Below are 26,540 nucleotides of genomic sequence, written 5' to 3'. Positions count from 1 at the left end.
AGACCCTCTCCCGCTTGCGGGAGAGGCAGCGCGTCGATCGCGCAGCGATCCAGCGACGGAGAGGGAAGTCTTCTTCCCTGAAGTGAAACTCCCCCCATCGTCAGCCGTCTCGCTACGCTCGACGAGCTGACACTTCCCCCGCAAGCGGGGGAAGGTCTGTTCCGCCCCTCCTTCCGAGCCCCTATATCCATTCCGATGACCGAGGAGACGCTCGATTCGACCTTGAAGGCCGCCGCCCTGATCGCCGACGAGGCGCGTCGGGCGCCCGACAAGCCGGGCGTCTATCGCATGTACGGCGAGGACGGCGCCTGTCTGTATGTCGGCAAGGCCAAGTCGCTGAAGAAGCGGATCGTCCAGTACGCGCAAGGGCGGTTCCACACCCAGCGGATCGGCCTGATGGTCTCCCTGACCCGGTCGATGGAGCTGGTGGTCACCGCCACCGAGACCGAAGCCCTGCTGCTGGAATCCAACTTCATCAAGAAGCTGAAGCCGCGCTTCAACGTCGTGCTGCGCGACGACAAGTCCTTCGCCGAGCTGATGATCCGCAGCGACCACCGCGCGCCCCAGATCCGCAAGCATCGCGGCGCCCACACCACGCCGGGCCAGTATTTCGGCCCCTTCGCCTCGACCTGGGCGGTGAACCGGACCCTGAACACCCTGCAGAAGGCCTTCCTGCTGCGCTCATGCTCCGACAGCGTCTATGAGACCCGCACCCGGCCCTGCATGCTGCACCAGATCAAGCGCTGTTCGGCCCCCTGCACCGGCCTGATCTCGCTGGAGGACTACGGCGAGCTGGTGAACGAGGCCGAGGCCTTCCTGCGCGGCAAGTCCCGCGCCGTCATCGGGCGCCTGTCGCAGGAGATGCAGGCCGCGTCCGACGCCATGGACTTCGAACAGGCCGCCCGGGTCCGCGACCGCATCCGCGCCCTGTCGGCCATCTCGATGGAGAACTCCGTCAGCGCCGACAGCGTGGCAGAGGGCGACGTCTTCGCCCTGCACACCGACGGCGGCCAGGCCTGCGTCCAGGTCTTCTTCTATCGCGCGGGCCAGAACTGGGGCGGCCGCGCCTATTTCCCCCGCGTGGACAAGACCGACACCGACCCGGAGATCCTGGCCGCCTTCCTGGGCCAGTTCTATGAGGACAAGCCGATCCCGCGCCTGATCCTGTCCAACGTCCGCCCGCACGAGCTGGAGCTGCTGGAAGAGGCCTTCTCGATGAAGGCGGACCGCAAGGTCGAGATCGCCAAACCCCAGCGCGGCGAGAAGCTGGCCCTGGTCGACCACGCCCTGACCAACGCCAGGGAGGCCCTGGGCCGCCGTCTGGCCGAAAGCTCGGCCCAGGGCAAGATCCTCGACGAGGTGTGCGAGGCCTTCGGCCTGGAGGCCCGGCCCGAGCGGATCGAAGTCTACGACAACGCCCACATCCAGGGGACCAATGCGGTGGGCGGCATGATAGTGGCCGGCCCGGAAGGCTTCCAGAAGTCCCAGTACCGCAAGTTCAACATCCGGGGCGAGGACCTGACGCCCGGCGACGACTACGGCATGATGCGCGAGGTCATGCGCCGCCGCTTCGCCCGTCTGATCAAGGACGAAGAGGAGGGCGAGGAAGTGGTGCGCCCGGACCTGCTGCTGATCGACGGCGGCGCGGGCCAGCTGGCCGAGGTTCTGGCCGTCCTGGCCGACCTGGGCCTGGACGACATCACCGTGGTGGGGGTCGCCAAGGGACCGGATCGCGACGCGGGGATGGAGAAGTTTTTCATGCCCGGCAAGCCGCCCTTTATGCTGCCGCTGAAGTCCCCGGCCCTCTACTATCTCCAACGGCTGCGCGACGAGGCCCACCGTTTCGCCAACGGCGCCCACGCCAAGCGCCGCTCGATGGACATCCGCAGGAATCCGCTGGACGAGATCGAAGGGGTCGGCCCGGGCCGCAAGAAGGCCCTGCTCCACGCCTTCGGCTCCGCCAAGGGCGTCGGCCGCGCCTCGGTCGCCGACCTGGTCAAAGTGGACGGCGTCAGCCAGGCCCTGGCCGAACGCATCTACGCCTTCTTCCATCCCCAGGCGCGGTGATTCAGGGCTAGGCGCGATCCGGCGCACGCTCCAGGCTTCGAAACACCTCCTGCGCCAGCAGCTTGGCGGGACCGCCCGAGCCGCGCGCCGACACCAGGGCGATCTCGCTGTCGTCAAGGGCGGGCAGGATCTTCACCACCGCCAGATCGCGCGGCGCCATGGCGGCCGGCAGAACCCCGACGCCCAGCCCCGCCCGCAGCGCCGCCATCTGACCGGCAAGACTGGGCGAGGTGAAGGACGCCCGAAATCCGATTCCCGCCGCCTCCAGCGCCTGTAGCGCGCGCTTGCGATAGATGTCCGGCGCAGGCGCGATGATCAGGGGCAGCGGCGAGGCCTCGGCGACCGAGGCGTCCTGGGCCACCCAGACCAGCGGCTCGCTCCACACCTTCAGCCCCAGGTCGGCGCCCCCGGCCTCGCGCTTGACCAGGGCCAGGTCCAGCAGTCCGCGCGACAGCTGATCCAGCAGATTGGCGGTATAGTCGCATGTCACCGACAACCGGATGCGCGGATGGCTGCGCGCGAAGGCGCCCAGTATGCCCGGCAGATGAACCGTGGCGATGTCTTCCGGCGCCCCGAACCGCACCTCGCCCTCGGGCTCGCCGTCGCTCAGGGTGGCGATGATTTCGTCGTTCAGCTTCAACAGCCGCCGCGCCTGGGGCAGCAGGGCCGCCCCCTCGGTGGTCAACCCCACCGTGGCGCCGCCCCGGTCCAGAAGCGGCGCCCCGAGCTGCTGCTCCAGGCGGCGCATCTGCAAGCTGACGGCCGGCTGGGTCAGGCCGCGTTGCTGGGCCGCCCGGGTGAAGCTGTGGGTTTCGACCACCGTCACGAAGGTCCGCAGCAGGTCGATGTCGAGACTGGTCATGTCATAACTGTTCGTTATGCCGCACATCAAGTCAATAAACTGGCGCGTCAGGGGCGGTGCGGGCAAAGGGCCCGCCACTGAGTTTTTGGAGTCCCCATGCCCGATATCACCGCCAGTCTCGGACTGCTGTCCTCGCCCGCCATCCTGTTCTTTTTCGTGGGCGCGGCTGCGGCTTTTGCCCGGTCAGACCTGTCCATACCGGAGCAGGTCGCCAAGGCGATCTCCCTTTATCTGATGCTGTGCATCGGCTTTCGGGGAGGCGTGGAAGCGCGGGAGGCCGGGCTTCAGAGCGACTTTCTCACCGCCGGGGCTCTGGGCCTGACGCTCAGCGCCCTGATGCCGCTCCTGGCCTTCATCCTGCTGCGGTGGACGTCGCGACTGGATCGTCCGACCCTGTGCGCCCTGGCGGCGACCTATGGATCGGTGTCGGTGGTGACCTTCGCCGCCGGTCAGCAGCATCTGACCGCCCTGGGCCTGGCGCCCGGCGGCTATATGGCGGCGGTGCTGGCCCTGATGGAGACGCCGGCGATCCTGACCGCCCTGGTCCTGATGCACGGCGCCGGCCGCGAGCCGTCGACCGGCCGGGGCGTCGTCCTGCGCGAAGTTCTGGTCGGGGCGGCGACGGTGATGCTGCTGGGCAGCTTCCTGGTCGGCCTCATTTCAGGCGAGGCGGGGCTGAAGAAGCTGGACCTGTTCGTCAATCCGCTGTTCCAGGGCGCCCTGTGCTTCTTCCTGCTGGACCTGGGTCTGACCGCCGCGCGCAGCCTGATGGCGGATCGGCGCAAGCTGACCTGGCCGGTGATCGGTTTCGCCCTCGGCTTCCCCGTCCTCTCGGCAGGCGTCGCCCTGGCCCTGGGACGACTGGCGGGTCTCGGACTCGGCGACGCGGCCATGCTGGCCGTCCTCGCGGGCTCGGCCTCCTACATCGCCGTGCCCGCCGCCATGCGGGTCGCGGCGCCCAAGGCCGATCCCGGCGTCTTCGTCACCACCTCCCTGGCCGTGACCTTTCCCTTCAACCTCGTGATCGGCATCGCCCTCTATACGGCGGCCGCAGTCTGGCTGTGGGCCTAGACGCGAGGCGAGTGGGGCTGGGGAACCGGAGAGGCGACGGCGATTTTCCCGTTTTCACCTCTCCCCCGCCCCGAGATTGGGTCCTATACCCGCCCCATGTCCGATCCGTCCAAAGACCCTCTCCTGTCAGGTTATCGCCGCTTCCGCGCCGAACACTGGCCCGAGGCGCACGCCGAGTACGAAACCCTGGCTGAAAAGGGCCAGAAGCCGCACACCCTGATCGTCGCCTGTTCCGACAGCCGCGCCGATCCGGCCCTGATCTTCGACGCCAAGCCGGGCGAGCTGTTCGTCGTCCGCAACGTCGCCAATCTGGTTCCGCCCTATGAACCGGACGGCAAGCTGCACGGGGTTTCTGCGGCCCTGGAGTTCGGGGTCAAGGTTCTGGGCGTCAAACGCATAGTCGTCATGGGCCACGCCCACTGCGGCGGGGTCAACGCCATGATCAACGGCGCGCCCGACGTCGTCGCCGACTTCGTGGCCCCCTGGATCGCCCAGGGGACGCCGGTGGTTCAGCACGTCGCCGAAACCGTCGCGCCGAACGAACTGGAGCGCGCCGCCGAAGAGGCCGTGGTGCGTCTGTCGATCCGAAACCTGCGCACCTTTCCCTGGATCGCCGAGCGTGAAGCCAAGGGCGAACTGGAGCTCAGCGGGCTTCATTTCGGAATCGCCGACGGCGTCCTGACCGCCCTGACTGACAAGGCGAGGTTCGAGCCGTTGGGGTGACGACCGCCTTCCCCGGCTCGCCTATTCTTGTTATGTTCACCCCATGGCCACCAACGTCCACCTGACCCCGGAACTGGAGCAGTTCGCTCGAGATCGTGTGAAGACAGGCCGCTATGCCAATATGAGCGAAGTGGTTCGCGACGGTCTGCGCCTTCTGCAGGATCAGGAAGTGGCGCGTCAAAGCGCGGAAGCTGCTCGACGGGAAGAACTGGCCCGGCAGCAGGAAGAAAGCGCGCGCCGTCAGCTGGCGTTCAAGGCCATGTTGGACCGGTGGAGCGCCATGCCCTCGATCAACATAGGCCCCTGGACCCGCGAAGAGCTGTACGATTGAGGATCGCCCTCGATACGAACGTCATCGTCTACGCTGAAGGGCTCAACGGTCCCGCACGACGCGCTGCGGGCAGACGACTGATCGACCGGCTTCATGCGGATCATGAGCTCATTGTCGCCGCCCAATGCCTGGGAGAGTTGCACCGCGTCCTGACCGGCAAGGCGCGAATGACACCCGCGATGGCGTCGGAGATCGCGGACAGTTGGCGACGCCTCGCAATCGTGCCCGCGACCAGCGAAGCCGTCGTCTTCTCGGCCTTTGAACTAGTCGCCACCCACCCGCACCAGATCTGGGACGCCATCATCCTATGCGCTGCCGCCGAAGCTGGCTGCGGCCTTCTGCTTTCCGAAGACATGCAGGACGGCTTCGTCTATCGAGGCGTCACCGTCGCCAATCCGTTCGCGGAGACGCTTCACCCCCTGCTCGCGTCCCTGCTGGAGATCCCGTCATGACCGCGCCCGCCCTCCGCGCCAATCCGATCCCCAACATCCTGACGGGCATCCGCCTGTTCGCCGGGGTGGTGATGTTCGCCATGCTGGCCGGCGCCGCGCCGGGGGCTCTGGACGCCTGGCTGTCGCCGGAAACCCAGCTGAAGTTCGGCCTGTGGGCCTTCTGGATCTTCGTCATCGCTGCCTCGACCGACTGGGTGGACGGCTTTTTGGCGCGGCGCTGGAACGCCACCACCCGCTGGGGCGCCATTCTGGACCCGATCGCGGACAAGGTTCTGATCACCGGGGCCATTCTGGGCGTCTTGGCGTCCGGCTCCCTGCCGGGCATCGCCCTGCCCTGCGGCCTGATCCTGTTCCGTGAGTTCGCGGTCTCGGCCCTGCGCGAGACCATGGCCGGCCGGATCGAACTGCCCGTCACCCTGGCCGCCAAATGGAAGACCACGGTCCAGATGGTGGCGCTGGCGGCCCTGCAACTGACCCTGCTGTGGGACGCCTTCGGCCTTCAGAACGAGGACGGCTCGCCCCTGTCCTGGCAGCCGGCCTTCGAATCCTTCGCCGTCTTCCTGATCTGGTTCGCCGCCGTCATCACCCTGTGGACCGGCTGGCAGTATTTCCGCGAAGCTCGGCGTCAGATGCAGGATCTTTAGGGCCTCAGCGTCAGTCCCGCAGGCGTCGCCTCAAAGGCCGACAGCCGCCCCAGATAGCTCATGCCCAACAGGGAATAGGCAAGCCCCTCTTCGACCACCAGGGCCTGGACTCGCTCGACCCGCGCGCCTGCGACCGAGACCGCCGCCAGTTCGACGGGCGCGGCGCGGGCCAGGCCTGAGGCGGTCTGCACCCGCCCCGTAAAGGCGTCCGGCTCCGGATCGACGCCCAGGCGCCGGGCGTCCGCTCGCGTCAGGGCCACCACGCTGGCGCCCGTGTCGATCAGAACCCGCACGGCCCGCCCCTCGATGGTCGCCTGGGCCCAGTAGTGACCGTCCGGCCCCTTCACCACCTGGGTCGCGGTCCCAGAAGCCGATGCGGGCGCGACGACGAGGCGTTCCGGCTGGGCCGCCGCCAGGGCGGGCTCGCCGCCGTCCAGGTGACGGATCGCCAGGGCCGTCGCGAACGAGGCCGCCAGGGATGCGCCCAGCACGACGACGGACTGAAGATCGATGCGGATCATTCCTTCCCAATAGCGGTCGCCCGTTGGGATGCGGTGAAGCGACGTGGCTGACGAAGTCTTAAACGCCCATCCCCTCTACCCGGTCCCCTCAGCCCAGTTTGGCGGGGTCGATCCGGTCGCGCCGCGCGGGCAGTTCCGCCATGATCCGCGTCCGCTCATCCTCCCCCAGAGCGCGCCAGCCGGCGATCTCCTTCAGGGTTCGAAAACAGCCCAGACACAGGCCGCTTTCGCCGTCGACGGCGCACACCATGACGCACGGCGTGGCGATCGCCTGGGGCGGGCGGCGGGGCGGGGTCGCGGCGCTCAATACGACATCTTCATAAAAAATACTCCGGTTACTGACTTAAAAATTTGCACTTTGCGGAAAGATGGTTATCTTGGTCATCGACGCGAAACGACTGATGGTGAGATCCCTAGGTACGACGCGTCTCTTTTCATCGTTCTGCGAAAGGAGACGCCAAGATGAACGATAAGGAGCGCAACCTCCAACACGCCATGATGTCCTTCGCCCTGTGGGGCGGGATGCTGGTCAACAGTCGGCACATGCCGTCTAACTCGGGACGGGCGGCCAGCCATCCGTCCAACTTCGTACCCTATACGCCCAAGAAACGCTGACGGCTTCGCGAGCCGGACGTGCAGGAGCCCCGGTCCCGACCGGGGCTTTTGCAATTCCGACCTTGCCTGACGCGACGGCGGCGGACGATGAGAGGGGGAACAAGGGAGACGACCCATGGGGCTGATTGCCGAAACCCGCCAGGGCGCGGTGCTGATCTGGACGCTGGACCGTGAGGCGCGGCTGAACGCCCTGCCCGACCTGGGCGACGGCGATGAATTCGCGGAGGCCTGCGCCCGCGCGAATGCGGACATGACGGTCAAATGCGTCGTCCTGACCGGGGCGGGGCGGGCCTTTTCAGCCGGGGGCGATCTGACCGCCATGCGCGACCGACGCGACCTGTTCGAAGGGTCAGGCGCGGAGATTCGCGTCCGCTATCGCCGCGTCGTCCACCGGATCGTCCGCAGCCTCTATGATCTGGAGATTCCGCTGATCTCGGCGGTCAACGGCCCGGCCATGGGCTTGGGCTGCGGCATCGCCGCCACAGCCGACATCCGCATCGCTTCGGACCGGGCCAGCTTCGGCGTGCCGTTTCTGAAGCTGGGCATTATCCCCGGCGACGGGGGCGCCTGGCGGCTGCCGCGCGACGTCGGCTACGCCCGCGCCGCCGAAATGCTGTTCACCGGCCGCAGCATCGACGCCGAGACGGCCGAGCGCTGGGGCCTGGTCAACCGGGTCGTGGCGCACGACCGGCTGATGGACGAGGCCCTGACCATAGCCGGTGAAATCGCCGCCCAGCCGCCCCAGGCCCTGCGCATGGCCAAGACCCTGATGCGCCAGGGCCGCGACCAGACCTTCGAACAGATCCTGGAGCTGTCGGCGGCCATGCAGGCCCTGGCCCATATGACCGACGACCATCAGGAAGGCGTCAAAGCCGTGCTGGAAAAGCGGCCGGCGGATTTCACCGGCCGCTGATCCGATCCCTTACTTCTGCCCCGCCGGGCGCATGGCCTGGTCGGGGCCGACGCCGGCGGCGACTGGACGGGCGACGCCGGCTTTTTGACCGGGCTTCATGAACTTCACCAGGACGCGCTGGCCGATCAGGAAGGGGGTGTCGTCGGCCGAGACCACGACCTCGACCACCCGTTCGTCGGTGCGGGCCGAAGGGTCTTCGGACTGCAGCTGGCGGGCGCCGAAGACGGCGGCGCGGCGCAGGACGCGGCCCACCGAAATCTTGGTGGGATCGCCTTCGGGGGTCAGTTCGACCTCCTGGCCGACGGTCACGTTGGGCAGGTCGGCCTCGACGATCTCGGCGCGAACGATGCGGTCGGTCTCGGGCTCCAGATCGAACATGGCCGTGACGTTCAGGGTCGAGGCGCCGGCGCCCGGCTGGGCGTAGCGGCGGGCGATGCGGCCGTTCATCGGGGCGCGGATCACCGTCAGCTCCTGATTATAGCGCGCCTCGTCCAGGCGGGACTGGGCGGTCTGGACGGCGGCGTTCTGGGACGCCATACGGGCCTCGGCCTGGGCGATCTGGTCGCGGGCCTGGTCCAGACGCTGGGCGGCGACGAAGTTGGTCGCGGCCAGTTTCGACAGCCGCTCATATTCGCGGCGGGCCGTCGCCAGCTCCACCCGCGTCATGCCCAGCTGGGCGCGCGCCTCGGACACCGCAGCCGCCGCGCTCTGGGCCGCCAGACGGGTCTCGTCGTCTTCCTGGCGGGCCAGGATCTGGCCGGCGACCACCTTGTCGCCCTCATTGACGAAGACTTCGCGGACCACGCCGCCGCGACGGGCGGCGACCTTGATCACCCCGCCCTCGACGTCGGCCTTGCCGTTGGCGATGGCGGCGTAGGGGCTGTCGATCTTCTGGGCGGCGGCCTTTTCGACCTCGGCCTTCTTGGCGGCGCCGGCCTTGCTGAAGGCCATGAAGCCGACGACCAGGACCACGATCAGGATCAGGCCGATCCAGAGCCATTTGTTTTTGAGAAAGGCGGGCATGACGGTTCAGTCCGTTCGAAAAGAGCTTAGTGGGACGCCAGCTGGGCGTCGGGATCAGGGGTGCGGCGTTGATCGTCCAGGATCTTGCCGTCTTCGATGTGGATGACCCGGTCGGCCCAGGCTTCCAGGCGCGGGTCGTGGGTCACGCAGATCACGGCGGCGCCGTGTTCGGTGGCGGCCCGGCGGAGCAGCCGAATGACGACCTGGCCGTTTTCGCCGTCCAGCGCCGAGGTCGGTTCGTCGGCGAACAGGATCTGCGGGTTCTTGGCCAGGGCGCGGGCGATGGCGACCCGCTGCTTCTCGCCGCCTGACAGGGCGCTGGGCCGCTGGTTCAAGCGATGGCCCAGGCCGACTTCTTCCAGGGCGGTGGTGGCGCGCTTCTTGGCCTCCGACGGCGACAGGCCCTGATATTTCAGCACCGTCATCACCTGTTGCAGCGCCGTCAGCGACGGAAACAGGTTGAAGCCCTGAAAGATGAAGCCGCAGTGATCCAGCCGGAACTTGTCGATCCGGCCCGAGCCGTATTTCCACAGGTCGTCGACGTCCAGAATGTCCACCCGCCCCTCTTCAGGCTTCAGCAGGCCCGACAGATTGGCGATCAGGGTCGACTTGCCCGAGCCGGACGGCCCCATGACCATGGTCAGGTCGCCGTGGCGCGCGTCGAAATCGACGCCCTTCAGCACCTCGACCCAGCTGCGGCCCGTCTTGAACCGCTTGACCAGACCCTTGGCCTCGATGGCGAAGTCGCCGTGCTTGCCGTGGACTTTGGTATGAACGCTCATCGCAGCAGGTCCGCAGGCTGGCTCTTCTTCAGGACGCCCAGCGACAGGAAGCCGGACACGAGGGCGATCACCACCAGCATGGCCGAGACCATCATCACCATGGTGGGCGGGAAGGACATGGTCAGGCCCGAGCCGGCGGCCAGCAGGCTGACGGCCCAGGTCAGGACGAAGGCCGCCAGGACCCCGGCGATCCCGACCCAGAAGCTGAGTTCCAGCACGATCCGCCGCAGCGACCCCATGGAGACGCCGAGCGCCCGCAGAGAGGCGAACTCCTTGATGTTCGCCATGATGGCGCCGCGCAGGGTCTGCCAGGTGATGGCCACCCCGATCAGAATGCCCAGGAACAGCGAGAAGCCCAGCATGATGGCGATGAAGCTCTCCTTCATCATCGCCCCCTCATTGGCCTTGGCCAGGTCCTGGCGCGTCCAGGCCTTGAACTGGCCGTTGGAGATGGCGTTCAGCTGGGCCACCACGATCGGGGCGCGCGCCGGATCCTTGATCTGGACCATCAGCGGCCCGACCCGTTCGCCGGTATTGGCCTCGCCCAGCATCCGCAGGGTGTCGCGCGACATGACGACCGTGGCCTGCATCATATTGGGATAGCCCTGGGTCACGGCCGCGACCCGCACGGTCTTGCCGTTATAGGTGGCCTGGTCGCCCAGTTTGACGCCCAGCCGTCCCAGGGCGGTCTGGTCCACCGCCACCGCATAGGGCTGGCGCAGGGCCTCGACCAGATCGTCGGAATAGTCGACGGGCACCGTCACCGCGCCGGGCATGGCGTCGATGGTGGTGACGTTGACGAACTCCATCTTCTTGGCGCCGGGGGCCGCAGGCTCGGCGCCCGGCTCCTTGTCCTTGACGATGTTTTGCCAACGCCCGCCGGACCCGTCCAGGTCGGCGACGGCCAGGACTTCGGGGTGCTGATAGACCACCGGCATGATGCGCCGCGGCACGCCCGAGGGGCCGCCGTTGAACAGGGCCGTGGCCCCGGGGCTCAGGATCATGATGTCGGCGCGGGCGCGGTCGATCTGGGCCGTAAAGGCCTTGCCGATCCCCATGAACATGCCGACCTGGGCCAGCACCAGCAGGCCCGAAAAGGCGAGCGCCACAATGGCGGCCATGTAGCGGCGCCACTCGTAGAGCAAGGTTGATAATGCAAGCGACATGGTCGTCGATAAACCCCCGGTATGGGGTCTATCTGACCGGCGCGTGCCTCAGCGCCAAGTTAAATCGGGGTAAGGCTTCGCATCGGCGCGATTGCGAGAGACCGATCGCCGGGCTATCGGCGTCTGGCTCTTGGCGGCGTCGATGAAACGGCGCTAGTTACAAGATAACAGGCGGATCAGCCCGGTCCCGCGCTCTGGAGGAAGTTTCCAAATGTCCCTGCCGTCCCTTCGTCTCACCGCCTCGCTGGCCGCCCTGGGCGCCGCGACCGTCGTCCTGTCCGCGCCTGCGACTCCCGCCAAGGCCGATGAGGGCATGTGGACCTTCGACAACTTCCCCATCGCGACGGTGAATGAGAAATACGGCACGAACCTCGACCAGGCCTGGCTGGATCGGGTGCGCAACGCCGCCGTGCGTCTGCAGGGCTGTTCAGCTTCGCTGGTTTCGGGCGAAGGCTTGATCCTGACCAACCACCACTGCGTCGTCAGCTGCGTTCAGGACCTGTCGGACGCCCAGAACGACTACGTCAAGAACGGCTGGATGCCCGCGACCCGCGAGGAAGAGAAGAAATGCCCCGGCCAGACGGCCGAGATCCTGACCGACATCACCGACGTCACCGACCGCGTCACCGCCGCCGGCGCCGGGCTTGAGGGCGCCGCCTTCGTGCGCGCCCGCGCGGCCGAGATCGACAAGATTCAAAAGGAAGTCTGCGGCGACGATCAGAAGCTGACCTGCCAGGTCATCAGCCTGTACCGCGGCGGTCAGTACAAGCTCTACAAGTTCCGCAAGTACGAGGATGTGCGTCTGGTCTTCGCGCCCGAGTTTCAGGCGGCCTTCTTCGGCGGCGATCCGGACAATTTCAACTTCCCGCGCTACGCCCTGGATGCGGCCTTCCTGCGCGCCTACGAGGACGGCAAGCCGGTCTCCACGCCGAACCACCTGACGTGGAACCCCAATGCGCCCAAGGAAGGCGACGTAACCTTCGTCGCCGGCAACCCCGGCTCGACCTCGCGCCTGTTGACCATGGCCCAGCTGGAGGTCCTGCGCGATCAGCAGCTGCCGATCACCCTGATCCAGACCTCGGAACTGCGCGGTCGCCTGCTGGAATATGCGACCACCAGCGAAGAGGCCAAGCGGGTCTCGGTCGATCCGATCTTCGGCCTGGAGAACAGCTTCAAGGTCTATTACGGCCAGCAGGGCGCCCTGACCGACCCCGCCTTCATGGCCAAGAAGCGCGCTGAGGAGCAGGAGCTGCGCCAGCGCGTCGCGGCCGACCCCGCCCTGGCCCAACGGATCGGCGACCCCTGGGCCGAGCTGGAGCGCGCCGCCGCCGCCCAGCGCGACCTTTACCTGCCTTATCGCCAGCTGGAATCGGGTCCGCGCTCGCAGCTGTACAGCTACGCCAAGGCCATCGTCCGCGCCGCCAAGGAGCGGGCCAAGCCTGCGGCCGAACGCCGCGCCGGCTATTCCGAGGCGGACATCGCCGCCCTGGGCCGCCGCCTGGCGCAGGACGCCCCGATCTCCGACGACATCGAGAAGATTCAGATGTCGTTCTGGCTGTCCAAGACCCGCGAATATCTGACGGTGGACAATCCCAGCGTTAAAGCCCTGCTGGGCAAGGAAAGTCCCGAGCAGATCGCTGAGCGCACCGTCGAGGGCACCCGCCTGGCCGATCCGGCCTTCCGCGCCGAAGCCCTGGCCATGACGCCGGAACAGCTGGCCGCCTCGGGCGATCCGATGATCCAGTTCGTTCTGGCCAATGACGACGCCGCCCAGGCCGTCCGCACCCAGTGGGAAGCGGCCGTGTCCGGCCCGACCAGCCGCGCCGCCGAAAAGATCGCCCAGGCCCGGTTCGCGGTCTACGGAACCAACCTCTATCCCGACGCCACCTTCTCCCTGCGCCTCTCCTACGGCCAGGTTAAGGGCTGGACCTATCGCGGCGTGACGGTGGAGCCCTTCACCTATATCGGCGGTCTGTACGAGCGGAATACGGGCGCCGAGCCCTTCAACGCGGCCGAAGACTGGCTGGCGGCCGAGGGCAAGGTGAACAAGTCGACCGTCTATGACTTCGTCTCGACCAACGACATCATCGGCGGCAACTCGGGCTCGCCCGTGATCAACGCCAAGGGTGAAGTCATCGGCGCCGCCTTCGACGGCAACATCCACTCGCTGGGCGGCAGCTTCGGCTATGACGGCGAGCTGAACCGCACGGTCACCGTCTCGACCGCCGCCATCACCGAGGCCCTGCGCAACGTCTACAACCAGCCCCGCCTGCTGCGCGAACTGGGCGTGCGGCGGTAAGACCGGGTCATAAAGTCTCCTCCCCGCTTTGCGGGGAGGGGGACCGCCCCCGGTTCCCGCCTTCGGCGAGCCCGAGGACAAGCTCCGCGGTGGAAGGGCTCTTCACCACCGCACCGGCGCCTGTCATGTATCTCAGAGCCCCTCCGTCACGGCGCGAAGTCGCGCCGCGCCACCTCCCCATCGCAGAGCGATGGGGAGGAGACTTCAAGGACCACCCCCATGCGCCTCGCCCTGCTCGCCTCCGCCGCCGTCGTCGCCGTCGCAGCCGCCTCATCGGCCAGCGCCGAAGAAGGCATGTGGACCTTCGACAACTTCCCCGTCGCCCGCGCCAATCAGACCCTGAGGACGAACATCGACCAGGCCTTCCTGGACCGGGTGCGGCTGTCGTCGGTCAAGTTCGGCGGCTGTTCGGCGGGCGTGGTCTCGGGCCAGGGCCTGGTGATGACCAACAACCACTGCGTCGCCACCTGCGTCGCCAACCTGTCCACGCCCCAGGTCAACTACGCCGAGACCGGCTTCCTGCCGAAATCGCGCGAGGAAGAGCTGAAATGCCCCGGCGCCACCGCCGAGATCCTGACCGATATCTCGGACGTGACCGAGCGGATGCACAAGGCGGGTGAAGGGCTTGAAGGCCAGGCCTTCACCCAGGCCCGCGACGCCGAGGCCGGTCGGATCGAAAGCGAAGCCTGCGGAAACGACCCCAAGATCCGCTGCCAGGTCGTCAGCCTGTACCGGGGCGGCCAGTTCAAACTCTACAAGTACCGCAAATATTCCGACGTCCGCCTGGCCTGGGCGCCTGAGGATCGGGCCGCCACCTTCGGCGGCGATCTGGACAACTTCTCCTTCCCCCGCTTCGCCGTCGATGCGGCCTTCATCCGCCTGTACGAGGACGGAAAGCCGGTCGAGACCCCGACCCATTTCGCCTGGAACCCCAACAAGCCGACCGAGGGCGAGGCCGTCTTCATCTCCGGCAATCCCGGCTCGACCCAGCGCCTGCTGACCCAGGATCAGCTGACCACCATTCGCGACGTGGTGCTGCCGCTGGACCAGTTGATCGCTTCGGAGCTGCGCGGCCGGCTGATCCGCTATTCCGAAGAGGGCGAGGAGCAGGCCTTCATCGCCATGGACCCGATCGTCGGTCTGGAAAACACCTATAAGCGCGGGCGCGGTCGCATGGCCGCCCTGATCGACCCGGCCTTCATGGCCAGAAAGGCCGAACAGGAGGCCGACTTCCGCGCCCGCGCCGCCGCGTCCGGCGTCGATCCCTGGTCGGCGCTCAGCGCGGTCCAGCCGGTCGCCCGCGAACTCTATCCCTCCATGGCCCTGCTGGAGGGCGGCACAGGCCTGGGCACGACCTCGGTCGCCGGGGGATCGCAACTGTTCAGCTATGCCCGCACCTTGGTGCGCGGCGCCCAGGAGCGGGCCAAGCCGTCCGACCAGCGTCTGCCCGAGTTCGCCGACAGCCGCCTGTCCGGCGTCGAATCCCGCCTGTTCGCCGAACGCCCCATCTATCCGGAACTTGAGCAGATCCGACTGGAGTGGTGGCTGTCCAAGACCCGCGAATGGCTGACGGTCGACAACCCCTCGGTCCGCACCCTGCTGGGCAAGGAAAGCCCCGAGGGCCTGTCGGCGCGTCTGGTCGCCGGCACGACCCTGGCCGACCCGGCCGTGCGCCGCGCCCTGTGGACCGGCGGTCTGGCAGCCGTCCAGGCCTCGACCGATCCGATGATCCAGTACGCCCTGGCCATCGACGCCGACGCCCGCGCCGTTCGCGACGCCTGGGAGACCCGCGTCCAGGCCCCGACCGACCGCGCCTCGGAACAGCTGGCCGCCGCCCGTTTCGCCGCCTATGGCGACGCCGTCTATCCCGACGCCACCGGCACCCTGCGCCTGACCTACGGCCAGGTCGAAGGCTCCGACGTTCCGGGCCAGAGGTTCGCCGCCTTCACCACCTTCGCCGGCCTGTGGGACCGCGCCACGGGGGCCGAGCCCTTCGCCGTCGCGCCCAAACTGCTGGCGGCCAAGGACCGGATCGACCCGAACGCGGTGATGGACATGGCCGTCTCGACCGACACCATCGGCGGCTCTTCCGGCTCGCCCGCCATCAATGCGAAGGGCGAGATCATCGGCGCCAACTTCGATTCCACCGTCCTGACCCAGCGCAACGCCTATGGCTATGACCGCGCCGTCAACCGCAGCGTCATCGTCACCACCCAGGCCGTCACCGTAGCCCTGCGCGACGTCTACGGCATGGATCATCTGGTGCGGGAGCTGGGCGTTTCCCAAGACCGGGAGCGGTGAGCGAGATCGCCTTCCGCGCGGCGACACTCGACGACGTCGCCGCGCTTCATCCCCTGATCGAGCGGGCCTATCGGGGCGAGACGGCCAAGGCCGGCTGGACCCACGAGGCGGACCTGCTGTTCGACACCCGCACCAGCGCCGAGGAACTGTCGGCCCTGATCGCCGATCCCGACCGGGTCATTCTGCTGGCCCACCGCAACGGCGCCCCGATCGGCTGCGTCCAGGTGGCCCGCGTCGGCGACGGCCGGACCTACCTCGGCATGCTGACGGTCGAGCCCATCCTGCAAGCCTCCGGCCTGGGCCGCCGTCTCCTCGCCGCCGCCGAAGCAGAGGCCGTCGCCCGCTTCGCCGCCCGCCGCATGGAGATGACCGTCATCCATCGCCGCGTCGAACTGATCGCCTGGTACGAACGGCGCGGCTACCATCCCACCGGCGAAACCCGCCCCTTTCCCATCGACCCGCCCCGGCCGGATCTGGACTTCGTGGTGCTGGAGAAGGGGCTCTAATTCCTTCCTTCTCCCATGGGGAGAAGGTGGCCCGAAGGGCCGGATGAGGGCCCGCCGGCGGGCCGGTTCGCACCACCGCGCCCTCACCCTTTGGCTGCTTCGCGGCGCCCTTCGGGTGGCGCAAGACTGATCGCTACGCTCTCAGGCGCTCAAGCCCTCTCCCGCTGGAAGAGGGATGTTCGAACATCTCCCCCTTGCAAAACGGACACCCGTGTCCATTTAAGCGCGTCACCATGTCGCGCCCCGCCCCCAAAACCCTCCGCAAGGACGTCATCCACAACCGCGCCGCCCTGCTGGACGCCGCGCGCGCGGTCTTCGCCGACCACGGCCTGGACGCCCCGCTGGACCTGATCGCGGAAAAAGCCGGGGTCGGCCGGGGCACCCTGTATCGTCATTTCGCCGACCGCACCGAACTGGCCCTGGCGGTGCTCGAGGCCGACGTCGCCGACCTGGGCCGCCGCACCGCCGACCAGGGCGAGGCGCCAGAGACCTTCTTCTGGTTCCTGGACCGGTTGGCCGAGGACATGATCCGCAACGCCGGCCTGGCGGGCCTGGTGCGGAACGTGCGCTCGCCCGACGCGCTTACGCCCCTGAGGCAAAGCTTGATGGAGGCGGGCGCCGCGCCCCTGGCGCGGGCCCAGGCGGCCGGTCTGGTGCGAAAGGATCTGCGACCGATGGACATCCGCCTGATCGCCACCCTGCTGGGCGCCGGCTTCCAGGGCGCCGACGAAGCCGAGCGTCAGGCCGTGTCCCAGCGCACCCGCGCCCTCCTCATGGACGGCCTTCGCCCCCGGCCCGAGGCTTCCTGATGGCCCGTCGCGCCGATCACAACTGGCATCTGCCGTGGGACCAGTATCTGGCCACGCTGAAACCCCACGAGCGCCCCACCCTGCCGGGCTCCCCGGCCACGCCCGATCACACGGCCTGGCTGAGGCTTCAATACGCCCTGACCGGGGTCCTGGTGGCGATGGTCGGCAGTCTGGGCAACGCCGCCGTCCTGGCCAATCTGACCAATCTTCAGGGTTCGCTGGGCATAACCCCGACCGAGGCGGCTTGGCTGCCGGTCGTCTTCGTCATGACCAACGCCTGTATGAACCTGATCCTGTTCAAGTTCCGACAGCAGTACGGCCTGCGCCTGTTCACCCAGATCTGTCTGACCGCCTTCGTCGTCACCTGCGCCGCCCACCTGGCGGTCGACAACTATGAGTCCACCCTGTTCGTCCGCGCCGTGGCCGGCATGGCGGCGGCAGGCCTGTCCAGCCTGGGCTTCCTCTATATGATCCAGGCCTTCCCGGCCCAGCATCGGCTGAAGGGCCTGGTGATCGGCATCGGCCTGTCCAGCTTCGCCGTGCCCATCGCCCGCCTGATCATGCCCAGCCTGCTGGAGCTGAACGACTGGCGCGCCTTCTACACCTTCGAACTGGGCATGGCGCTGCTGGCCTGGGCGGCCGTCCAGGTGTTGCGCCTGCCCCCGTCCGAGCGGCTGAAACTGTTCGAGCCGCTCGACTTCCTCACCTTCGCCCTGTTCGCCCCCGGCGTGGCCCTGCTGGCCGCCGTTCTGGGCCTGGGCCGGATCGTCTGGTGGATAGAAGCGCCCTGGATCGGCTGGGCTTTGGCGGGGGCGATCCTGCTGCTGACCGCCGCCTTGACGGTCGAGTACAACCGCAGAAATCCGCTGATCAATGTCCGCTGGCTGAGCGGCCCCGACATCCTGCGCCTGTTCGGCGCCATCCTCTTGATCCGCCTGACTCTGTCGGAACAGACTTCAGGCGCCGTGGGCTTTCTGACCGTGGTGGGTCTGGGGCCGGATCAGCTGCACGGCCTGTTCCTGGTGATCCTGTTGGCCATGATGGCCGGGACGGCGGTCGCCGCCCTGACCCTGGACATGACGCGGCTGAACCTGCCCATCGCCATCGCGCTCGGTCTGATCGCCGTCGGCGCCTTCATCGACAGCCACGCCACCGTCCTGACCCGCCCGGCCCAGCTCTATCTCAGCCAGGCCCTGATCGCCTTCGCCTCGGCCCTGTTCGTCGGCCCGGCCCTGCTGATCGGGGTAGGCAAGGTGCTGCAACAGGGGGCGCGCAACATCATCAGCTTCATCGTCATGTTCAGCGTGCTTCAGAACCTGGGCGGCCTGGCCGGCTCGGCCCTGATCGGCACGATCCAGGTGGTGCGCGAGAAGTTCCATTCAAACCAGCTGGCCGCCGACATCACCAGCCTGGACCCCCAGGTGGTTCTACGCCTGCGCCAGCTGTCGGGCGCCTATTCGTCCACCATCACAGACCCCGCCCTGCTGAACGCCGAGGGCGCGGCTCTGCTGACGCGCCAGGTGACGCAACAGGCCAACGTCCTGGCCTATAACGACGTCTTCCTGATCATCGCTGTGGTCGCCGGCCTGGGCTGCGCCTGGGTGACGGCGGTCCATCTGCGCCCCCGCCTCAAGGCGCGCCGTCAGGCGAAACGGGAGGCCCGAAACACGCCCACGCCCGACGCCGCAGCTGTCGCCGCCGCCGACTGATCTCCGAAAGCCCCCCATCCGATGACCGACACAGCCCCCGCTCCCTCCGCTCCGCCCGCCTCTGCCGCCCCTGCCGCGCCGGAACCCCGCAAGCGCGTCCTCTGGGCCGTGGTGGCGGCCATCGTCGCCGTCTTCGCCGTCGGCCTGGTCCTCTACGCCTGGCGGCTGCCGCCCTTCACCGGCCATGTCCAGCGCACCGACAACGCCTATGTGCGCGGCCAGGTGACGATCATCAGCCCCCAGGTCAGCGGCTATGTGACGGCCGTGCCGGTCCAGGACTTCCAGAGGGTCCAGCAGGGCCAGCTTCTGGCCCAGGTCGACGACCGTATCTACCGCCAGAAGCTGGAACAGGCCGAGGCCGCCCTGCACTCCGCAGAGGCGGCCCTGTCCAACTCGACCCAAAGCCAGGCGTCCGCGCGCGGCGCCGTGGCCCAGCAACGCGCCTCGATCGCCGCCGCCCAGGCCGCCCTGACCAAGGCCCAGGCCGACGCCGACCGCGCCCGCACACTGAAGGCCGGCGGCTGGGTGTCGCAATCCAATGTCGATATCGCCGTCGCCGCCCTGCGCAGCGCCCAGGCCCAGCTGGCCCAGGCCCAGGCCGCCGAGGGCGTGGCCCAGACCGGCGTCACCTCGGCCGTGGTCAACCGCGACAGCCTGGCCGCCTCGGTCGAGAACGCCCAGGCCGCCGTCCGTCTGGCCCAGATCGACTTGGCCAACACCCGCATCATCGCCCCCCGCTCCGGCCGCCTGGGCGAGATCGGCGTGCGCCAGGGCCAGTATGTCACCGCCGGAACCCAGCTGATGGGTCTGGTCCCCGACGTGGTCTGGGTCACGGCCAATATGAAGGAGACCCAGATGCGCGACATCCGCATCGGCCAGCCGGTCGAGATCACTGTCGACGCTCTGGGCGGTCAGAGCCTGCGCGGCCGCGTCGAACGCATCGCCCCCGCCGCCGGCAGCGAGTTCAGCGTCATCCGCCCCGACAACGCCACCGGCAACTTCACCAAGGTCGCCCAGCGCATCCCCATCCGCATCCGGCTGGATTCCGGTCAACCGGCCCTGGAGCGCCTGTCGCCCGGCATGTCGGTGGTGGCCAGGGTGGATACCGGTCGCTGACGGAACCCGCCTGCGCGCCCCGCGCTCCCTCATCAGCAAGGGAGACCATCATGGATGACATTCAGACCGAGGGCCGCAAGAAGAACGGCGCTGAGCCGTTGGGCAAGCCGGACGCCCTGACGCCAGAGGCAGACGTGAAGAAGGTGGGCGACCAAGAGCGGCGCAGCGCCGGGCCCGACGGGCCTGATGCGGCCGAAGTGGGCGACACCTTCAAGCGACAGCCCTGATCGTCCCGGCCTGATCACTCCGGGTTGATTTCTCTCATGACCGGCCGGACGACAGGCGCGCGGCCAGCAGATGCACGTCGTGCGCCCGCATCCGTTCGAAATTGCCCAGACCCAGGGCCAAGGCGCGCATCACCTCGGTCTGGCGGGTGTGTTCGGGATGCTGCGGCAAGGACGCCTCGGCCCGCGCCAGCTCCGCATCCAGCTCGGCCATCATATCGGCCAGAATTCCGTCATTCATCTGATCCTCCGTCACGCCGCCGACCGCCGCAGTCGGTTTAAGCACGAGGAGAACAAATTAGGAACACGACACGCCGACGTCCTTGTGGACGATTGTGACTCTCGACGCACGAACGCCGGCGGCCCGAAGGACCGCCGGCGGCCTGCCTTCACTCCCCCCAAGGGACGGAGGATTTTCTCTCGTCAGCTCTCGGCCTGCCAGCCGCCGGCGAGGGCGCGGAACAGGGCGATCTGGTAGGTGGTGACCAGGGCGTCGGACTGGGCCAGGGCGGCGTCGGCGGCGGCCTGGGTGCGTTCGGCGTCCAGCACCACCAGGAAGCTGTCGGCGCCGGCGTTGAAACGCTGACGCGACAGGGTGGCGGCGCGGGCGGCCTGGTCCCGCGCCTCGGTCAGGGCAGCGCGGCGGTCCAGTTCGTTGGCGTAGTTGCTGAGCGCCGTCTCGGTCTCCTGCAGGGCCGTCAGAACCGTCTGGTCGAAGGTCGCCAGGGCGGCGTCCGAGCGGGCGCCGGCGGCCTGGATCTGGGCGCGGGCGGCGAAGACGTTGGGGAAGGACCAGCTGATCAGCGGACCGAAGCTGAAGCGATAGTTCTGGTCGTCGCCCAGTTCGCTCGACTCCAGCGCCGTCGAGCCGAAGGAGCCGCCCAGGCTGATCTGCGGATAGAGGTTGGCGGTCGCCACGTTCACGCGGGCGGCGGCGGCGGCCAGATTGGCCTCGGCCTGACGCACGTCGGGACGACGCGCCAAGAGAGCCGCGCCGTCGCCGACCGGGATCGGCCGGCTGAGCTGCGGCGGCCGGACGCAGGCGGCGGCGGCCTGATCGGCCTCGGCCGGGGTGCGGCCGGTCAGGGTGGCCAGGCGGAACAGGGCCTCGTTCCGCGACGCCCGCAGGGTGGGCAGGGTCGCCGCCGTCTGGGCCAGGGCCGCGCGGGCGCTGGCCACGTCCAGACCGGTGCCCGCCCCGCCGTCGAGCAGGGTCTGGGTCAGGTTGGCGGTGTTGCGCTGAAGCTCCAGCGTCCGTTCGGCCACCGCGATCTGGGCGTTGGCCGAGCAGACGTCGGCATAGGCGCGGGCCGTCTCGGCCGCGACCGAGACCTGGACCGTGGCAAGAGCCGCCTCGGCCGCGCGGGCGTCGGCGCGGGCGGCGCGGATGGTGGATTCCACCCGTCCGAACAGATCGACCTCGTAGCTGGCCGCCAGACCGACGTCATAGGTGTCGATCTCGGGGGCGTCCTCGCCGGCGGGCAGGCCGGTGACGGTGGCGGCCGAGGCGCGGCTGCGCTGGGCCTGAGCGCTGGTCGTTGTGCTGGGGAAGCGGCCGACGCGGGCTTCGGACAGGGACGCTCGAACCGCGCGCAGATTGGCGAAGGCCGCCTCCAGCTCGTTGTTCTCGGCGAAGGCCTGACGGATCAGGCCGTCCAGGGTCGGATCGTCGTACAGCCGCCACCAGTCGTCGCGGGCCGGGGCCGCGGCGGTCACGGCCGGATTGGCCGCGCCGACGAAGCCGCCGGTCCCCGAGGTCGGCAGAGCCGCCTCGGGCGCCTTGGGCCCGACCGCGCAGGCGGCGAGCAGGGCGCCGGCGGCTGCGGCGGTCAGGAAGCTGAGGGTCTTGGTGCGGGTCATCAGATGTCCCCTCCCCGACCCGTGGCCGGAGCCGGCGCATTAGGATCGGTCAGGCTGGAAGTTTGATCGTAACGGACGGTCTCGGCGCCGGTGGGCGTCGGCGTCTTGCCCTGCGGCAGTTTGGACGACAGCCAGCGGGTGACGACATAGAAGACCGGGGTGAAGATCAGGCCGAAGAAGGTCACCCCCAGCATGCCGGAGAAGACCGCCGTGCCGAGCGACTGGCGCATTTCGGCGCCGGGCCCGCTCGCCAGCATCAGCGGCACGACGCCGAGGATGAAGGCGAAGGAGGTCATCAGGATCGGGCGCAGACGGGTCCGGGCCGCGGCCACGGCCGCGTCGAACCGGTTCATGCCCTGCTCTTCTTCGGCCTGTTTGGCGAACTCCACGATCAGGATGGCGTTCTTGGCCGCCAGCGCGATCAGAACCACCAGGCCGATCTGGACCAGGATGTTGTTGTCCAGCCCCCGCAGGTTCACACCGATGATGGCGGCCAGCAGACACATGGGCACGATCAGGATGACCGCCAGCGGAAGCGTGAAGGCTTCATACTGGGCCGCCAGCACCAGGAAGACGAAGACCACGGCCATCAGGAAGATCATGGTCGCGCCCGAACCGGCCGCCTTCTGCTGGTAGGCCAGCTCGGTCCACTCGTAGGTGAAGCCTTGCGGCAGGGTGCTGGTCGCCATCTGCTCCATGACCTGCAGGGCCTGGCCGGAGGAGACCCCCATGGCCGGATTGCCCTGCAGCTCGGACGCCGGGAACAGGTTGTAGCGGACCACGCGCGACGGGCCGGAGTCATTGACCAGATTGGCCACCGACCCGATCGGCACCATGGCCCCGCTGGAGGAGCGGGTCTTCAGGTTGGCGATATCGGCGATGTCGTCGCGGTACTGGGGCTCGGCCTGGGCGGTCACCCGATAGGTGCGGCCCAGAAGGTTGAAGTCGTTGACGTAGGACGAGCCCAGATAGACGCCGAGGGTATCGAAGACGGCGCTGGGCTGGACGCCCATCATCAGGGCCTTGTCGCGATCGACGTCGGCCGAGATGCGGGGCGAGCCGGTGTTGTAGGTCGAGAAGACCTGGCTGACCTGATCCGGGGCCTGGGCGGCGGCGCCCATCATGGCGAAGGTCGCCCCCTCCAGCGCGCGGTAGCCGGCGCCCGAGGTGTCCTGGATCATCATCTTGAAGCCGTTGCCGTTGCCCAGACCCTGGACCGCCGGCGGGGCGATGACGAAGATCTGCGCGTCCTCGATCTGACCCGTGGCCTGGGTGATGGCCCCGGCCAGGGCGGCGGCGGCCTCTTCCTTGGAGCGTTCTTCGAAGGGATCGAGGCGCACGAAGATGGTGGCGGCGTTCGATCCGAACGAGAAGCTGGCGCCGTCCAGGCCCGCGAAGGCCACGGTGCCGTTGACCCCGTCGGTGCCCTCGATGATCTGACGGGCGCGGGTCATCACCGCCTCCGTCCGGTCCAGGGAGGCGCCGGCCGGCAGCTGAATCACGCCGATCAGGAAGCCCTGATCCTGTTCGGGAATGAAGCCCGAGGGGGTGTCGACCAGACGCCAGGCGGTCAGGCCCAACAGACCGGCGTACAGGATCAGCACGATGCCGACCGTGCGCACCAGACGCGCCGTCAGACGACCATAGCGGTCCGACAGCCAGTCGAAGCCCTCGTTGAACTTCCGTCCGCCCCAGCCGACGTAATAGACGGCGGTCCCCAGGACGCCGGGCTTGCGCACCGGGCCGTGGTCCTTGTCGTGCGGCTTCAGCAACAGGGCGGCCATGGCCGGCGACAGGGTCAGGGAGACGAACAGGGAGATGACCGAGGCCGAGGCGATGACCACGGCGAACTGGCGGTAGAAGATGCCCGGAATGCCCGGCACGAACATGGTCGGCACGAACACCGACACCAGCACCAGGCCGATGGCGATCAGGGCGCCCGAGACCTCCTGCATCGATCGATAGGCGGCTTCCTTGGGCGACAGACCCTCGCTGATCGCCCGCTCCACATTCTCGACCACGACGATGGCGTCATCGACGACGATGCCGACCGCCAGAACCAGAGCGAACAGGGACAGGGAGTTGATCGAATAGCCGAGCGCCAGCTGCACTGCGAAGGTGCCGACCAGGGCGACCGGGATGGCCACGATCGGAATGATGGCCGCGCGCCAGGTCTGAAGGAAGACCATGACCACGATCACGACCAGGACCACGGCCTCGATCAGGGTGTGCTGAACCGACTCAACCGAGGCGGCGACAAATTCGGTGGGGTTGTAGGGCACCGAGACCTGCATCCCGGCCGGCAGTTCGGCCTTGACGGCCTCGACCTCGGCCAGGACCCGATCGGCGGTGCCGAGCGCATTAGCGCCCGGCTGCTGCACGATGGCCAGGCCGACGCCGCGCTGGCCGTCAAAGAAGCCGCGAATGCCGTAGTCCTGGGCCCCCAGTTCGATCCGCGCCACGTCGCGCAGATAGGTGACACGGCCCTCGCTGTCGGTCTTCAGAACGACGTTGGAGAACTGGTCGGGATCGGTCAGACGGCCTTGGACCTGGACCGGCAGTTGGAAGGCCGAGGCGCTGTTCGGGAAGGGCGGCTGGCCGATGGAGCCGGCGGCGGCCTGGACGTTCTGGGCCCGCAGGGCGGCGACGATGTCCGGCCCGGTCAGGCCGCGCTCGGCCGCCTTGGCCGGGTCGATCCAGACCCGCATCGAATAGTTGCCGCCGCCGAAGACCTGGACCGCGCCCACGCCTTCGATCCGCAGCAGGCGGTCCCGCAGGGTCGAGTTGGCGTAGTTGCCGACATAGTCGTTGTTCAGCGAGCCGTCGGGCGAGGTCAGCCCCAGGATCATCAGGAAGCCGCTCTCGGCCTTGTTGACGACCACGCCGGTTTGGCGGACCGCCTCGGGCAGACGCGGTTCGGCCAGGGCCACGCGGTTCTGGACGAGCACCTGGGCGGCGTCCAGATCGGTGCCCGGCTGGAAGGTGACGGTGATCGCCACCGCCCCGTCCGAGGTGGACGAGGAGGTGATGTAGAGCATGTCCTCGACGCCGTTCACCTCCTGCTCGATGGGGGCGGCGACGGTCTCGGCCAAGGTTTCGGCCGAGGCGCCGGGATAGGCGGCGTTGATGGTGATCGTCGGCGGCGCGATCTCCGGATACTGCGACAGGGGCAGCAGCGGATAGGCGAAGACGCCGACAATGGTGATCACCACCGCGATCACGGCCGCGAAGATCGGCCGGTCGATGAAGAAGCGGGATATGTTCATGGCTTAGTCGCCGGTCGAAAGGCTGGTGGCGAACGAGGCGGTGGAGGCCGGGGCCGCCTGGGTGACCGGGGCGTCCGGCGCCTGTTGGGCGACGGGTTGGATCTTGCCGGTCTTGGGCGTGACCTTGGAGCCCGGCTGGGCGGCGCGTTGCAGGCCGGCGATGATGACGCGGTCGGTCGGGGCCAGACCCGACTTGATCACGCGCAAACCTTGGACGATCGGACCCAGTTCGACGGGCTTGGTCGTGACCGACCCGTCGGCGTTGACGACCGAGACGACGCGGCGCGCCTGATCGGTGCCGACGGCGGTGTCGGGCACCAGCAGGGCGTCATAGGAGCCGGCGCCGGCGACCTGGGCGCGGCCGAACAGGCCGGGCCGCAGGAAGCCGTCGGCGTTCGGCACAATGGCGCGCATGCGGATCACGCCGGACGAGGTGTCCAGGGCGTTGTCCGAAAAGTCCAGCCGGCCGGTGCGGGTGAAGCCGCTCTCGTCCTGCAGGCGGATGCGGACCGGGGCGCCCTGGCTGGCGCCGCCGTCTCGCATATATTTCAACAGCACCGCTTCCGAACCGTCGAAGACGAAGTGGATCGGACCGCCCGAGACGATGGTGGTCAGGACGTCGCCCGCCGAGGAGCCGCCGGCGACCAGATTGCCCGGATCGACGCGACGATCCGAGACCCGGCCCGAGGTCGGCGCCGTGACGCGGGTGTATTCCAGGTTCAGCTGGGCGGTGCGAACGGCGGCGTTGGCCGCCGCGAGATTGGCCTGGGCCGCATCGACCGCCGCCTTGTTGGCGTCATATTCGGCCCGGGAAACGGCCTGGGAGGCCAGCAGGGTCTCGCTGCGCGCCAGATTGGCGCGGGCCAGGGTCAGCTGCGACTGCATCTGGGCGACCTGGGCCTGGGCCTGGGCCAGGGCGGCCTGGGCGGGGCGCGGGTCCAGGGTGAAGAGCAGCTGGCCCTTCTGGACCATCTGGCCGTCGCGGAAATGGACCGCCTGGATATAGCCGCCGACGCGGGCGCGGACATCCACGCTCTCGATCGCTTCGAAGCGTCCCGTGAACTCGTCCCAGTCCACCACCTTCTGCTGCAGAGGCGTGGCCACCGTCACCGGCGGGGCGCCGCCGGGCGCCTGGCCCTCGGCCTTGGGGGAACATCCATAAAGCGCGCCCGTCACCATGACGGACACGGCCGCAATCTTCAGCCCGCGCATCTGCGCAATCTCCCTGTCGGAGGTAAATCCCTGTCGTGCGGATGAGGACCGGTGGGGAGCCGGCCTTG

The 26,540-nt window shown here is 68.3% G+C and carries 25 protein-coding genes; 15 read left to right on the top strand and 10 right to left on the bottom strand.

Translation table 11 applies throughout. From position 1 onward, the window contains the following. Positions 1–195 precede the first annotated feature (195 nt). Positions 196–2,067 carry an excinuclease ABC subunit UvrC gene (uvrC, locus tag GGQ93_RS10705; RefSeq protein ID WP_183216908.1) on the top strand — a complete coding sequence of 624 codons (1,872 nt, stop codon included), beginning with the start codon at positions 196–198 and terminating at the stop codon, positions 2,065–2,067. Positions 2,068–2,074: 7 nt separating this feature from the next. On the opposite strand, the gene GGQ93_RS10700 is transcribed toward uvrC, so the two are convergent. Then, positions 2,075–2,929, bottom strand: a complete 855-nt coding sequence (locus GGQ93_RS10700) for a LysR substrate-binding domain-containing protein (RefSeq protein WP_183216906.1) — start codon at positions 2,927–2,929, stop codon at positions 2,075–2,077. A 96-nt stretch (positions 2,930–3,025) separates the two neighbouring features. Between GGQ93_RS10700 and GGQ93_RS10695 the strand changes: the two genes are divergently transcribed. The 5 genes from GGQ93_RS10695 to pgsA all read left to right on the top strand — a co-directional run bounded on the left by GGQ93_RS10695 (position 3,026) and on the right by pgsA (position 6,150). After that, the gene (locus tag GGQ93_RS10695; protein WP_183216904.1) at positions 3,026–4,000 is read left to right on the top strand and encodes a sodium-dependent bicarbonate transport family permease; all 975 of its coding nucleotides are present in this window, start codon (positions 3,026–3,028) and stop codon (positions 3,998–4,000) included. A gap of 96 nt (positions 4,001–4,096) precedes the next feature. Continuing rightward, the gene (locus GGQ93_RS10690; RefSeq protein ID WP_152949671.1) at positions 4,097–4,723 is read left to right on the top strand and encodes a carbonic anhydrase; all 627 of its coding nucleotides are present in this window, start codon (positions 4,097–4,099) and stop codon (positions 4,721–4,723) included. Between the two features lie 43 nt (positions 4,724–4,766). Continuing rightward, on the top strand, positions 4,767–5,054 hold the full coding sequence (locus tag GGQ93_RS10685) for a type II toxin-antitoxin system ParD family antitoxin (RefSeq protein WP_183216902.1): 288 nt from the start codon (positions 4,767–4,769) through the stop codon (positions 5,052–5,054). After that, complete coding sequence (locus GGQ93_RS10680) at positions 5,051–5,506, top strand: PIN domain-containing protein (RefSeq protein ID WP_054764952.1); 456 nt, start codon at positions 5,051–5,053, stop codon at positions 5,504–5,506. Before GGQ93_RS10685 ends, GGQ93_RS10680 begins: the two co-directional genes overlap by 4 nt. Continuing rightward, positions 5,503–6,150, top strand: coding sequence for a CDP-diacylglycerol--glycerol-3-phosphate 3-phosphatidyltransferase (gene pgsA / locus GGQ93_RS10675; RefSeq protein WP_054764951.1), 648 nt, complete (start codon positions 5,503–5,505; stop codon positions 6,148–6,150). Before GGQ93_RS10680 ends, pgsA begins: the two co-directional genes overlap by 4 nt. Here the strand turns inward: pgsA and GGQ93_RS10670 are convergent. Together GGQ93_RS10670 and GGQ93_RS10665 are read right to left on the bottom strand one after the other, a co-directional pair. After that, complete coding sequence (locus GGQ93_RS10670) at positions 6,147–6,671, bottom strand: retropepsin-like aspartic protease family protein (RefSeq protein ID WP_183216894.1); 525 nt, start codon at positions 6,669–6,671, stop codon at positions 6,147–6,149. The genes pgsA and GGQ93_RS10670 overlap by 4 nt on opposite strands. A gap of 88 nt (positions 6,672–6,759) precedes the next feature. Further along, positions 6,760–6,978: a DUF1289 domain-containing protein gene (locus GGQ93_RS10665; protein WP_375782443.1), complete on the bottom strand. Its 219-nt coding sequence runs from the start codon at positions 6,976–6,978 to the stop codon at positions 6,760–6,762. A gap of 155 nt (positions 6,979–7,133) precedes the next feature. Between GGQ93_RS10665 and GGQ93_RS10660 the strand changes: the two genes are divergently transcribed. Together GGQ93_RS10660 and GGQ93_RS10655 are read left to right on the top strand one after the other, a co-directional pair. Next, on the top strand, positions 7,134–7,286 hold the full coding sequence (locus tag GGQ93_RS10660; protein WP_007390126.1) for a hypothetical protein: 153 nt from the start codon (positions 7,134–7,136) through the stop codon (positions 7,284–7,286). A gap of 115 nt (positions 7,287–7,401) precedes the next feature. Then, entirely contained in the window at positions 7,402–8,199 is a 798-nt protein-coding gene (locus GGQ93_RS10655) for a crotonase/enoyl-CoA hydratase family protein (RefSeq protein ID WP_183216892.1), read from the top strand. Positions 8,200–8,208: 9 nt separating this feature from the next. On the opposite strand, the gene GGQ93_RS10650 is transcribed toward GGQ93_RS10655, so the two are convergent. From GGQ93_RS10650 to GGQ93_RS10640, 3 genes are read right to left on the bottom strand one after another with little or no spacing between them, the layout of a single operon-like run. Beyond that, on the bottom strand, positions 8,209–9,222 hold the full coding sequence (locus GGQ93_RS10650) for an HlyD family secretion protein (protein WP_182713989.1): 1,014 nt from the start codon (positions 9,220–9,222) through the stop codon (positions 8,209–8,211). A gap of 26 nt (positions 9,223–9,248) precedes the next feature. Beyond that, positions 9,249–10,004, bottom strand: a complete 756-nt coding sequence (locus GGQ93_RS10645) for an ABC transporter ATP-binding protein (RefSeq protein WP_152949665.1) — start codon at positions 10,002–10,004, stop codon at positions 9,249–9,251. Next, complete coding sequence (locus GGQ93_RS10640; protein ID WP_054764945.1) at positions 10,001–11,170, bottom strand: ABC transporter permease; 1,170 nt, start codon at positions 11,168–11,170, stop codon at positions 10,001–10,003. Before GGQ93_RS10640 ends, GGQ93_RS10645 begins: the two co-directional genes overlap by 4 nt. Positions 11,171–11,381: 211 nt before the next feature. Here GGQ93_RS10640 and GGQ93_RS10635 point away from each other — a divergent pair, with 211 nt between their 5' ends. The 7 genes from GGQ93_RS10635 (at position 11,382) to GGQ93_RS10605 (ending at position 20,137) form a co-directional block, all read left to right on the top strand. Then, positions 11,382–13,469 carry a S46 family peptidase gene (locus GGQ93_RS10635; RefSeq protein WP_183216890.1) on the top strand — a complete coding sequence of 696 codons (2,088 nt, stop codon included), beginning with the start codon at positions 11,382–11,384 and terminating at the stop codon, positions 13,467–13,469. 219 nt (positions 13,470–13,688) lie between these two features. Next, on the top strand, positions 13,689–15,770 hold the full coding sequence (locus tag GGQ93_RS10630; RefSeq protein WP_183216888.1) for a S46 family peptidase: 2,082 nt from the start codon (positions 13,689–13,691) through the stop codon (positions 15,768–15,770). Beyond that, on the top strand, positions 15,767–16,276 hold the full coding sequence (locus GGQ93_RS10625) for a GNAT family N-acetyltransferase (RefSeq protein ID WP_182713991.1): 510 nt from the start codon (positions 15,767–15,769) through the stop codon (positions 16,274–16,276). Before GGQ93_RS10630 ends, GGQ93_RS10625 begins: the two co-directional genes overlap by 4 nt. A 233-nt stretch (positions 16,277–16,509) precedes the next feature. Further along, positions 16,510–17,085 (top strand): TetR/AcrR family transcriptional regulator, encoded by a 576-nt coding sequence (locus GGQ93_RS10620; protein WP_183216886.1) that lies wholly within the window; start codon positions 16,510–16,512, stop codon positions 17,083–17,085. Beyond that, complete coding sequence (locus GGQ93_RS10615) at positions 17,085–18,794, top strand: MFS transporter (protein ID WP_183216884.1); 1,710 nt, start codon at positions 17,085–17,087, stop codon at positions 18,792–18,794. Before GGQ93_RS10620 ends, GGQ93_RS10615 begins: the two co-directional genes overlap by 1 nt. 21 nt (positions 18,795–18,815) lie before the next feature. Continuing rightward, positions 18,816–19,910, top strand: a complete 1,095-nt coding sequence (locus tag GGQ93_RS10610; protein ID WP_221233665.1) for an HlyD family secretion protein — start codon at positions 18,816–18,818, stop codon at positions 19,908–19,910. 50 nt (positions 19,911–19,960) lie between these two features. Beyond that, positions 19,961–20,137 (top strand): hypothetical protein, encoded by a 177-nt coding sequence (locus GGQ93_RS10605; protein ID WP_182714330.1) that lies wholly within the window; start codon positions 19,961–19,963, stop codon positions 20,135–20,137. A gap of 34 nt (positions 20,138–20,171) precedes the next feature. On the opposite strand, the gene GGQ93_RS10600 is transcribed toward GGQ93_RS10605, so the two are convergent. From GGQ93_RS10600 to GGQ93_RS10585, 4 genes are all read right to left on the bottom strand, one after another. Then, positions 20,172–20,375: a hypothetical protein gene (locus GGQ93_RS10600; protein WP_054764938.1), complete on the bottom strand. Its 204-nt coding sequence runs from the start codon at positions 20,373–20,375 to the stop codon at positions 20,172–20,174. Between the two features lie 182 nt (positions 20,376–20,557). Beyond that, the gene (locus GGQ93_RS10595) at positions 20,558–21,994 is read right to left on the bottom strand and encodes an efflux transporter outer membrane subunit (protein ID WP_152949657.1); all 1,437 of its coding nucleotides are present in this window, start codon (positions 21,992–21,994) and stop codon (positions 20,558–20,560) included. Beyond that, positions 21,994–25,260, bottom strand: coding sequence for an efflux RND transporter permease subunit (locus GGQ93_RS10590; protein WP_054764936.1), 3,267 nt, complete (start codon positions 25,258–25,260; stop codon positions 21,994–21,996). The genes GGQ93_RS10595 and GGQ93_RS10590 overlap by 1 nt, the downstream gene beginning before the upstream one ends. Positions 25,261–25,263: 3 nt before the next feature. After that, positions 25,264–26,472, bottom strand: a complete 1,209-nt coding sequence (locus GGQ93_RS10585) for an efflux RND transporter periplasmic adaptor subunit (RefSeq protein WP_152949656.1) — start codon at positions 26,470–26,472, stop codon at positions 25,264–25,266. Positions 26,473–26,540 lie beyond the last annotated feature (68 nt).

Origin of the sequence: Brevundimonas aurantiaca (assembly GCF_014199955.1) — a bacterium.
Taxonomy (GTDB): Bacteria; Pseudomonadota; Alphaproteobacteria; order Caulobacterales; family Caulobacteraceae; genus Brevundimonas; species Brevundimonas aurantiaca.
Note: the sequence above shows the minus strand (reverse complement) of the source record. Positions and strands in the feature narration are given on the sequence as shown.